At 51.1% G+C, this 9,557-nt stretch carries 9 protein-coding genes; 1 reads left to right on the top strand and 8 read right to left on the bottom strand.

Annotated elements, in window-relative coordinates; all coding sequences use genetic code 11:
• Positions 1 to 737: 737 nt before the first annotated feature.
• The gene (locus AAH187_RS10355; protein WP_342348381.1) at positions 738 to 1,019 is read right to left on the bottom strand and encodes a hypothetical protein; all 282 of its coding nucleotides are present in this window, start codon (positions 1,017 to 1,019) and stop codon (positions 738 to 740) included.
• A gap of 31 nt (positions 1,020 to 1,050) precedes the next feature.
• Between AAH187_RS10355 and AAH187_RS10350 the strand changes: the two genes are divergently transcribed.
• Positions 1,051 to 1,707: a hypothetical protein gene (locus tag AAH187_RS10350; protein WP_342348380.1), complete on the top strand. Its 657-nt coding sequence runs from the start codon at positions 1,051 to 1,053 to the stop codon at positions 1,705 to 1,707.
• Positions 1,708 to 1,837: 130 nt separating this feature from the next.
• Here the strand turns inward: AAH187_RS10350 and bamE are convergent, their stop codons facing one another.
• From bamE to AAH187_RS10315, 7 genes are all read right to left on the bottom strand, one after another.
• Positions 1,838 to 2,410 (bottom strand): outer membrane protein assembly factor BamE, encoded by a 573-nt coding sequence (gene bamE, locus AAH187_RS10345; protein WP_342348379.1) that lies wholly within the window; start codon positions 2,408 to 2,410, stop codon positions 1,838 to 1,840.
• Positions 2,411 to 2,421: 11 nt separating this feature from the next.
• On the bottom strand, positions 2,422 to 3,309 hold the full coding sequence (locus AAH187_RS10340; protein WP_342348378.1) for a vitamin K epoxide reductase family protein: 888 nt from the start codon (positions 3,307 to 3,309) through the stop codon (positions 2,422 to 2,424).
• A 450-nt stretch (positions 3,310 to 3,759) separates the two neighbouring features.
• Positions 3,760 to 4,311, bottom strand: a complete 552-nt coding sequence (locus AAH187_RS10335; RefSeq protein WP_342348377.1) for a cytochrome P460 family protein — start codon at positions 4,309 to 4,311, stop codon at positions 3,760 to 3,762.
• Between the two features lie 196 nt (positions 4,312 to 4,507).
• Positions 4,508 to 5,254: a hypothetical protein gene (locus tag AAH187_RS10330; RefSeq protein WP_342348376.1), complete on the bottom strand. Its 747-nt coding sequence runs from the start codon at positions 5,252 to 5,254 to the stop codon at positions 4,508 to 4,510.
• Positions 5,255 to 5,843: 589 nt separating this feature from the next.
• Positions 5,844 to 6,050, bottom strand: a complete 207-nt coding sequence (locus AAH187_RS10325; RefSeq protein ID WP_342348375.1) for a helix-turn-helix domain-containing protein — start codon at positions 6,048 to 6,050, stop codon at positions 5,844 to 5,846.
• A 594-nt stretch (positions 6,051 to 6,644) separates the two neighbouring features.
• Positions 6,645 to 7,055, bottom strand: a complete 411-nt coding sequence (locus AAH187_RS10320) for a biopolymer transporter ExbD (protein ID WP_342348374.1) — start codon at positions 7,053 to 7,055, stop codon at positions 6,645 to 6,647.
• Positions 7,056 to 7,229: 174 nt separating this feature from the next.
• The gene (locus AAH187_RS10315) at positions 7,230 to 9,398 is read right to left on the bottom strand and encodes a TonB-dependent receptor (protein WP_342348373.1); all 2,169 of its coding nucleotides are present in this window, start codon (positions 9,396 to 9,398) and stop codon (positions 7,230 to 7,232) included.
• Between the last annotated feature and the right edge of the window lie 159 nt (positions 9,399 to 9,557).

The raw sequence follows: 9,557 nt of genomic DNA, 5'->3' as shown, positions 1-9,557 counted from the left end.
GAAGGCAGCCACAAGCCGGATCCCGGCCAGCAGGCAGATCAGCCATAGGCTGAACCGTCCAGGCTGTCGAGGCACATGTTTAAAGGGAGGCGGGTCGGTCATTTGTTGGGTGTTGACCATCATGTCGGGTGGGAGCACATATGTTCAGTATACTCAGCGCAGCAGAAGTAAGACGTGTAATTTTATCCATTTCATCATCAACAATAATGAGTTCAATATTTCGATATAGAATACAGGAGCCTGGTTGTATCAGAACCCTACTGGTCCGGCTACCGACGTTTACTCACTGGTACTACAGTTCTCCTGGTGAAACAAGATCGTTTCCTATACGCCTCGGATCCAGAGTGACCTGTCGGAGGATGGCTTTGTGCTCTGACAGGGTAGGAAATCTACATGGCCGCTCTTTGGTGAAGACATCGTGTTGTGTGGTGACTTCCCCGTCCGTGGCACGAGCGGGTGGTGTCCAGGGTGTACCCGGAAATGGGAAGGGCCCATACCTGTAGCAACGCTCGGTTCACCCGATCCGCCAATGAATTCTTCTGGAAGAACGGGATAAGTTAGGAAGATAAAACAGGGTGAAGGCCAAGGAGGTTGCAATTCCAAATGCCTTCACCCTGAGATGGAGCGGGGTAGGTCAGGGATGAGTCACGCCGCTCCGCTTGATGCTGAAAGAGTGCAATGATATTTCAGCTTCAAGGAAAAATATATCCCATCCGGTGAGATTGTTCCACCCATCCCTACTGATCGGTGCTACAGCCTGGAATATTCCTGAAAAACATGGTCATGTAACAATCTTTATTGGTCCCATATTCAGAAGCGGCTCGGGAACACAGCTTTTCAATATCATGCTCCTGCTCAAGCCTGCTTGAGACCATGGCCATACCTTTTTCTGGCATTCGAAAATCATGAAGTGAAAAAAATCTGGTGCAACCGTTGGTGAATGAAGGCGTGGTTTGGTAGCGAGTTCTTCGATCACAGGATATATTTCTTCCCGGCTGTTCGAAAATTTTCGCATCCATGTTCACATTCACCAAAGAGGAGGATTCTGGTATGCCATGCACGCAAGTTGATAAATGGTATGGAGTGGGCTCGGGAATGTGTGTTGTGTTGGCAGTGGGGTTCTTGATGCAATCGGTCGCCATGGCCAATCCTCATGAGCCAAGAGAAGTCGGGCCCTATACCTTAGCCGTCGGGTTTAGGATCGAACCGGCATTTGAGGATGTCGTCAACGCCCTTGATTTTTTTGTGACCCGAACAGCAGACGGGAAGCCTATCAGCGTGAGTAACGGAGACGTGGTGGATATTGAAGCGCAGGTTCAGTTCCGAAAAGAAGAAAGTGTCGGTTCTGCGATCATTCAGGAGGACCGACTTGCGAAACCCGAGCAGGCTTTCGGAGCCGACAATCGATACAATGCCTGGTTCAAACCCACGATTGACGGGGCATATGGGTTCAGAGTCAGGGGGGAGATCAATGATCTCAGCGACCCGCAAGCCGGGCCGTTATTTTTTGATGAAGTGTGGGTCTGCGGGGCCGGAACGCAAAATCCCCAAGGCAGCCGGTTTTCCTGTGTGGCAGATCCCCAGACCTTCCCCAAAGGTGTTCTTGACCATCGAGGCATAGACTTCCATGGGTATCAGGACGATGATAGTAGAAAGTTTTTCAAGGAAGGCGGATCGCGTACACACGGATCTCGCGATCGGGACTGAGAACCATCATTGGGATTTCATCATTGACTCCAGCGAGGGGGAGAATTCGCGCATGCATGTTCTCCCTCATCGTGGTTCTGGACAGTGGTGTTGCCGGGAGAAGGGATGATGGCCCTCACTGTTGTATCCTTTACTGAATTTCCGTGACGATTCCATTCTGATCGAAGATAATCCCCACTTCCGTGGTTCGGCGGTGCGCACGGGTAATCGGAACCTGGGTCACCCCGATGGGTGGGACACCGGTTTGAGGATCATGAAAATGTGTCGTGAGTAAATAGTTCCACTTTGCATACTTCCTCCCTTTCTCGAAGACCATAAATTTTTCATTTGGTTCTCCAAGATGATTCTGTACTTGTTGTCGGGTTGTGGTCCCAATGATTAACCGAGCAAGCTGCTCGGGGGTGACCACATGGCACCTGTTCCACAACCTCTTAGGATTATACTCAGAAGCACGAAAGCACAGATCCAACCCGGTCTCATGATCACCTCCGGAGAGAGTTGGATTGTAATCAGAATCAAACCTTGCGACGAATGTCACGATGTAAGGAACCGCTATTCCATGGGCACCTATTCCTGAAAATGTCTCGGGATCAGGTTGCTTCCAACGGGTTGATGCGGTTGGATCGGCAATTTCCGGAGTCGAGAATGTGCAGGGACAGGAAAGGCCGGCAACGGAGGCCTGATGAGATGGAGGGGAAGACAACGCCGGACCGTTTACTCCTGCCAGTTGAATCCGGAGGCTCGTGCCAATTCCTGTGGGGTCTTGAGTCCGGTTAACCGTCGTTCCCCGATGGTCCAGGTGGGATACGTTTTGATATCGGCCTTGGAGCAGGGGGCGGTGAGAGTGCTTCCCCTTCCGCCGGAACTGCATTCCACGTAGGGGAGCCGTTTGGCGGATGAAAGAAAGGTGGCTTTCTGTTCCTGGCAGCGGGGGCACCAATAGGCGCCATAAAATTTGGCACCGGTTTCATTAAGATGAATGGCCAGTGCCTGCAGTTGCGGATCTTCAGGACCTGCCGCCGGATCAAACCAACCACCATAATGCAGGTGAAGCCCGCCAACGATGAGTAGTCCGAGCACGACTGCCTCTTTCAGCGACTTCGTCCAATTGGGAGGACGTTGAACGAGAGCTAGTCCCAGGATGATCGTGAGGATGGCAAATGAAGTCAGGCAATAGGGACAGGTGGCTTCGATCTCCATGACCGAGACGATGGTCAAGTAGGCGCTGACCGCGAATCCGCTCATGGCCACGTAAATCAACGCCGATCCGCTCCCGGATTTTCCCCGCCCGGACCACGCCAACCCCGCGATCACCACATAGGTCACGAAACCCCACAAGGCCATGGGGATTCCCAGAAACGTGGCCCAGCGGCTGCTCTGCACAATGTCACAGCCGGAACCCTCGCTGCAAAATGCCGGGTGAACCTCGAACGAGGCTGTATAGGTCATATAGGCGGTTAACATCAGTCCGGCACCGGTCAGGATGATGAGGAGAAGGTCGAGGACGGTTTTCGAACCTGAGGGCAGGGAAGCCGGAGTTTTCAAGGTCTTTGTTGCTGCTTCAGGGTCGACTGATTGTTTTTGTCTTTTTGATTTTGCCATTTTGCGACTCGTGAAAGAGTGTATCATGGCATTCTTGCCAATGAAATCCCGGCAATGTATCAGAAATTTTCGACCGTTGGGGAGACTCTTGATGAGTCCATGTCAGGTGGGTATTCCCCATGATGGGTTGCCGAACACATGATCAAATCTTCAAACGGCTTCTGGTCCTTCAAGGACTTGCCTGAGAAAGGGCTGTGGTTTTTCAGTCATTGGTCTTGAGTGATTGGATGCCGGAGTAGGGACCTCTTAGCCTGAATATTTTTGGCCCCTGCTGAGCGGTGTTGAGGAAGGAAGAGGCGGGGTGCGCATAGGAGTAGGGTGAAGGTCTAGGAGGCTGCTGGAGTGCAAACCACCTTCACCCTACTCGTCCAAGGTTGGAGGCCGGTCCGTCCCTGGAGGTTCTACGCTGTTCCGTTCTTCCTGGAACCAGGAAAGGATGCGTTGCTTTGGTTAATGAACCGCATGCATTCGTTTCTCAAAATATTCATCATACCGGTGCACAAAATCTTTGGATTCACCGAGGGGTAAATGGCACGCCCGGCAGGTCGTGTAATCGACCTCCAACCGTTCGCCATTGGCCTTGAACGCTGAGTAAATCCAGTCGCCGTTTTTTAGATTCTCCGGAGCGCCTTCTCCCCATCCCGCCCCTTTTTGCATGACAAAGACCTTGGCCAGGTCGGCTTTCACCAAATTTCCGTCTGCTCCTTTTTCCAGGGCCCCCTCGGCATTTTTTTGGGCGCTGTAGATTTCCATCACCAATATGGATCCGTTGGCAAAGGCGTGACCTGGTTGGTTTTTGGCACCAATCGGGTTGACGGACAAGTCACGGATCGCATCGGGTTTTTGAACCCCCGATAAAAAGATGGGGAAGGATTTGTACTCTGAAGGAAACGCCAGCTCACCATCTTTGGGCATGGAGTTGGATTTCGCCGCAATAGGCATGGTGGGAGAAAAACAGACTAGAACCATCAAGGCCAGAAACGCGATACTCATTCTCTGCATGTTTCTTCTCCTCCTTCGTTGATATCTCTTCCGGTTGAGGCAACCGACCGATGGTGAAAGGCCAAATTCAGAAGGTTTACACGGTGGCTCCAGCATACGAGGGACTCTACAGTCCGTCTACAGATGGATACTGCCTTTTGCTACAGTGAGATGGTCCCTGTGTTGTATCGAGTTCTCATTTCCAGAATTTCTCGGGTTAGGGATACTGTGAAGGCACATAAAAGTTTAGTGGATTCATCGCCCGGTAGCTGACGTTCGTGCCCATTCCCGCATCGGGATCGACAAATCCATCGGCCATCCCGGTTTCGTGCAAGGTGAATGCAGACAATGCCGTGGGATCACTATTGAATTGATTGACTCGTTTGGCGAATATCCTCCTGGCGGCTTCAATCCGGTCAATTTCCTCGTCCGTACCGTATACGACAAATGGGGGATACGAACGGCAGGAATCGATGGCCGCGTAGAGGACCTGACGGAGATGCAAAAACGTATTAAGGGCGGAGTCGCCCATTTGTTGTTGTGATGCAGGGAGTGAGGCCATAAATTTGCTTCGCGCTACTCCTTCGGGGTGCTCTGCCGTAAAGATCACGGCATAATTCCGATCAAAGGCAATCGCTCCTTGGGTGACGACTCCATCGGTTAAATCCTGCAATTTGATGAAATGGACATACTGTTTGATTCTGGCTTCACGAGATTCGGAAGGAACCAATTGTCCGGGAACCCTGCGAATGATGAGATCCTGATATTTTGCCACCTGAATCCTGATGGATTTGTCATGGCCGCTGCTTTGACAGAGAGCCGGGCTGAAAGGGCGTGGGTCAAGTTGAAACGAAAGTATGCCCTGCTCATGACCAAACCCCAGGCTTGGAAAGAACATGAAGAGGACGATCAACAGTGTGAAACTGCTGGTTGGTCGGGAAAATTTAAAGGAATAACTGTACATGAGACAGTGCCTCCATTGACTAGGTATCAAGGAATAAAATGAAAACCTGCTTGAGAGCCGGTGAGTGCTCGGGGCTCTGTGGTTTGGTTCAGCCCGTCAAGGAACCCGCGGTCTTTCATCTTAATGAGCGAGAAAAACCAGGGGATCACATGAGAAGCTTAGAAGAGTGAAAAGTGAGGCGGAGCGCGAGAGGCACTATGGTGATGGCGGAAGAGATCCGGTGCTGTAGGTTTGAAGAGGGGAAGAACGCCCAATAGAGAAAACGACCTGAGGATGTCAGCTGACAGCGTCTGAAGGCCTTGCCCGGCTTGACACGTCCAGCTACACCAGGTGTTCCCATGAGTCTGCTGATCATGATGACCATGGTGGATGTGGAGCGGAGCCGTATAGGCAAGGCCTCCAGTCACGAGCAGGAAGCACATGCTGAGCATGAGAGCCGCAAACGATTGTGTGAGAGTGGTCTTCCTCATCTTGGGCAATTGCGTATACAGCAATTCAGCAATTTCGATGACCTCTGCCGTCAGGCTAGCTGTTCCTTTGCAAGGTGTCTACGGACGGGTGCTCATCGATGCAACATTTTACTCCCTGCTCATTGGCATTCCGTGATGGCGAATTCCCAATGGTCTTTTCGATTTTGTTGAATGAGCGAATCAATGGAGTCCCGAAATATTCGTAAGCTGCCTTTTCCAATTTTTGTGGCCTTCAGGCGATCCTCTTCAACCCACCGGTAGATAGTCCATCGGCTGACATTCAAGGTTTGAGCGGCTTCACCGACACGCAAAAGTTCTTTGTCCATGGGTTCTCCTTCCGCAGCATGTATGCTGTGTCATACGATTAACGTCATGTGATCGTGTCCGGTTACTGACATAGGAGTCCGGAACGAAATGGTTCCAATATGGCTTGAACGTCGTTTCTTCTTGAGCGTCTTGCGTCGAATCAATGGAGAATGGAGATCATTCGACCATTCTGCTCACGACGACACGATGCTCTTGAGATGTGTGTTCAGGGACGGACTACTTGAAATTCCGAGTCTATCCATGAACCAGAAAACGAAGGGGTGGGCCGCGAGGGGAGAAGGTGTGTAATGGCAAGGTTCGGGAAAAGGTGAATGCGGGTTTCAGAAACCAGAACAGGAAGGGAAGAAACGGTGCCGACCATTGAGTAACCGAACCGGTACCTGAGGCAATTTGGGCGACATGACAGGCCCACGAGCAAAGAAGAGAGAGGGATTGGGCCGTGTGGGAATGGTGAGAGGTGTTGGGATCAAGGGATCTTGAAGCACAGAACGCACCCGCACCCAGGAGGACGACGTGTAATCCAATCAACAGCGCGATCAGGCCGGGTGCCAATCGAGGGCATAGATTGGTGAATGGGGTTGATGGGTGGGCGTTCATGGTTCCGAATTGGGTTTTGTGGCAATCGCCATGTTGGGAATGCCGGCTAATCGAATGATGTCCATCACTTTAATGACCTGGCCATGGGGGACCTGTTCATCGGCGTTAATGACGACTGAAGGGTCCGGGTCGGCTTGCCGAAGGCTTGTCAGCCGGACTTCCAGTTCCGGTAGTTCAATAAGGTCCTTATTGTAGTACAGCGTTCCTTCATGGGTCAGCGTCAGAGAGATTTGATCTGGAACTTTATCCGTTGAGGAGTCGGCCGTCGGTAAATTGACCGGCATCCCATGCTGAATGGTCATGGAGAGCGTGGCAATCATAAAGAACACGAGGAGAAAGAACATCGTGTCGATCATCGGAATGATTTCGATGCGGGCTTTCTTCTTTGTTGGGGCCGATAGTCTCATGAGAATTTTAAGGAAAAGTTTGTTGTTGTAAAAATATTTTCAGTTTGTCCTACTGGGATCCTACGAAATCCTTCTTGATTCAAATGTCCCAGAGGTGTCACACCTAGAATAACGAACTAGGTGTGACAACCTCAATGTTCCGGTTCGTGAACTATTGTGTCCGGCCTGAACCCGTTAAAATTTCCATTCAACTCCACCAAACCCGCTGATCCCCTGACCGGGATTGAAGTACCGGCCCAGACTGTCATTGACCACGACAGCACCCGCATACGTTTGATCGGACAGGTTTCGTCCTTCTGCGAAAAACGACAGGTTCTTACTGTAATTATAGCCTGCCTTCAGATTGACGAGGAAATAGGCCGAGTTCTTGGCGGTGTTTTCGCTGTCCACGTAATATCCAGCGAGGACCCATTCAAAATTCGGCGCGATAAAAAATCCCACCGGATGGTCATAGCGTACTTCCCCGGCAAGCTGGTGCTCGGGCGCCCCGGGAACCCGGTTTCCGTCCTTGGCAACCAAGAATTTTGGAGTTCCATCTCCTCCGCCGTACACGTCATCTGTGAATTTAAATAAAGACCACGTATAGGCGGTTCGAACGGAGATCGTGTCGCTTTGGTTTTTGGGACCCTGAACCAGCAATCCGTTGGCTACTACCATGCTGCCTCCTGCTTCAATGCCTGTGTGTCGCGTCCCTTTGGCATTTTGATAGGTCGGTTGGTTCTGGACATTAAACGTCAGGATTTCCTTTTGCATTTCCAGGTTATAGAAGGTGAGGTCCCAGGTATAGCGGTTATCCGCCGTGGAGCCTCGCGTGCCAATTTCAAGCTGCCAGGCCCGTTGCGCATCCAGGTTGATGAAGGGGGTGGTGGGGACGGAGCCGTCGGGATTAATTGATGAGGTCAATTCGACATTGACGGGAGGTTCGTATCCACGGCTGACGTTTCCGTAAATTTGCGAGGTCCCGGTGGTTTGGTACACGAACCCCATCTTCGGGATAAGAGCATTGAAATGACGTACGCCGGTATCGCTGGTATTTAAATCTCCCGTAAAGGGACTGTAGAGTTGATTTCTGCCCTGCCGGATGCTGTATTCCCAGCGTCCGCCTGCAATGATAAGTAAATCCTTGGTTACATTGAATTGGTCTTCCAGGTAAGTGCTGAGATTGGTCGTCTCCAACGTAAGATTTTGAGTCTGAATCCCGCGTTTGCCTAAATTGTTGACAAAACGCCGTTGATTGGTGTCTCCGTATCGTGGCTGATTGCCGACGAGGAACTTGTTTTCATGCCCGAAAATAGGATGTGAATTGACGTATCGAATTTCCCCTCCCACATTATAGTTGTCCTGGACGATCGTTTGAAAAATAGGATGATCTACGTACTGGTAGGAATAATAGGGGATAATCTCAAAAAACTGGTGGGCGGCGAATTCGTTGCGATAGGCGGCCCCGGCCCGGATATAACTATAGTACCGCCCCCATTTGCAGGCCTCGTTTGGCCCGCAGGAGAACGGATTGATTCCCCCCAAGGTGTTAGCCTGTCTTCGATCGGAATCCAATTGCCCTTGGGTGATCGACCCTGGAAGTGCTTCTGACACTTCGGCTCCCAGGATATAGGCTCGCACTTCCTGGTGATTACCGATCTGAAATCCAAAGTTGGCATTTAACCGTCCGCGTGCCTGCTGGCTGTTATCCTGAAAGCCGTCTTGATGATTGCCCGACGCGCTGACATAGTAGTCGGCGGTGGTGTCCATGGTGCCGACCTTAAAGGGTTTGGTGACCTGGCCGCTGGAGACCTGTCCGGAATAGAGACCGAAACTCCCAGCCAATCCACGCGCTTGGTAGAGGGAGGCGTTATAACCCGTCCGTGGCACAAAATTGATGGCTCCTCCCAGGGTATTGGCTCCATACCGGAGGGCGTTGGACCCTTTATACACCTCGATACGCTCATAGGCCATCAAGTCGATGGATTCGAAATCGGAGAATCCGTCTGCATCGCCGAAATAGATCCCGTTGATGAGAATATTAATACCACGATGATGAAAGTTATTTCTGAGGGAAGTCCCCCGGATTTGGAATTGTCCCTCGTCGGCACCGAAACGGGATTGGAACCGCACGCCTGGGGCAAATTGAAGGACGTCGGTTAAATTAAAGGCACGGGATTCCTCGATTTCTTTTTCCTGGATCAGGATGGTGCTGCTAGGCCGGCGAGCCAGTTCTTCCTTGACCGCATCGATATTCTCGATACGTGTTCCTTCTACGGTGAGTGTCGGCAGTGTTTCAATTTGCTCGTCAGCCCTGCTGAATGGAGGTTGGATCAGAACAAAACCCGTCAACATAAAAATCATTACGCTTATGATTACATGAGGAAATATTACACATTTGTGGTTGTTCATCGGTGCATAAATCCTTTCCGGAACCTATGAAAATAGATCATGATCAGAGCAATGAAAGGCCTAGCCCTGATGGAGAAAATTATGGATTGGTTGTGAAACGCGGGACTTTGA

The organism is uncultured Nitrospira sp. (assembly GCA_902500695.1).
GTDB lineage: Bacteria > Nitrospirota > Nitrospiria > Nitrospirales > UBA8639 > Nitrospira_E.
The sequence above is the reverse complement of the archived record's forward strand: the minus strand, read 5'-3'. Positions and strand labels throughout refer to the sequence as shown.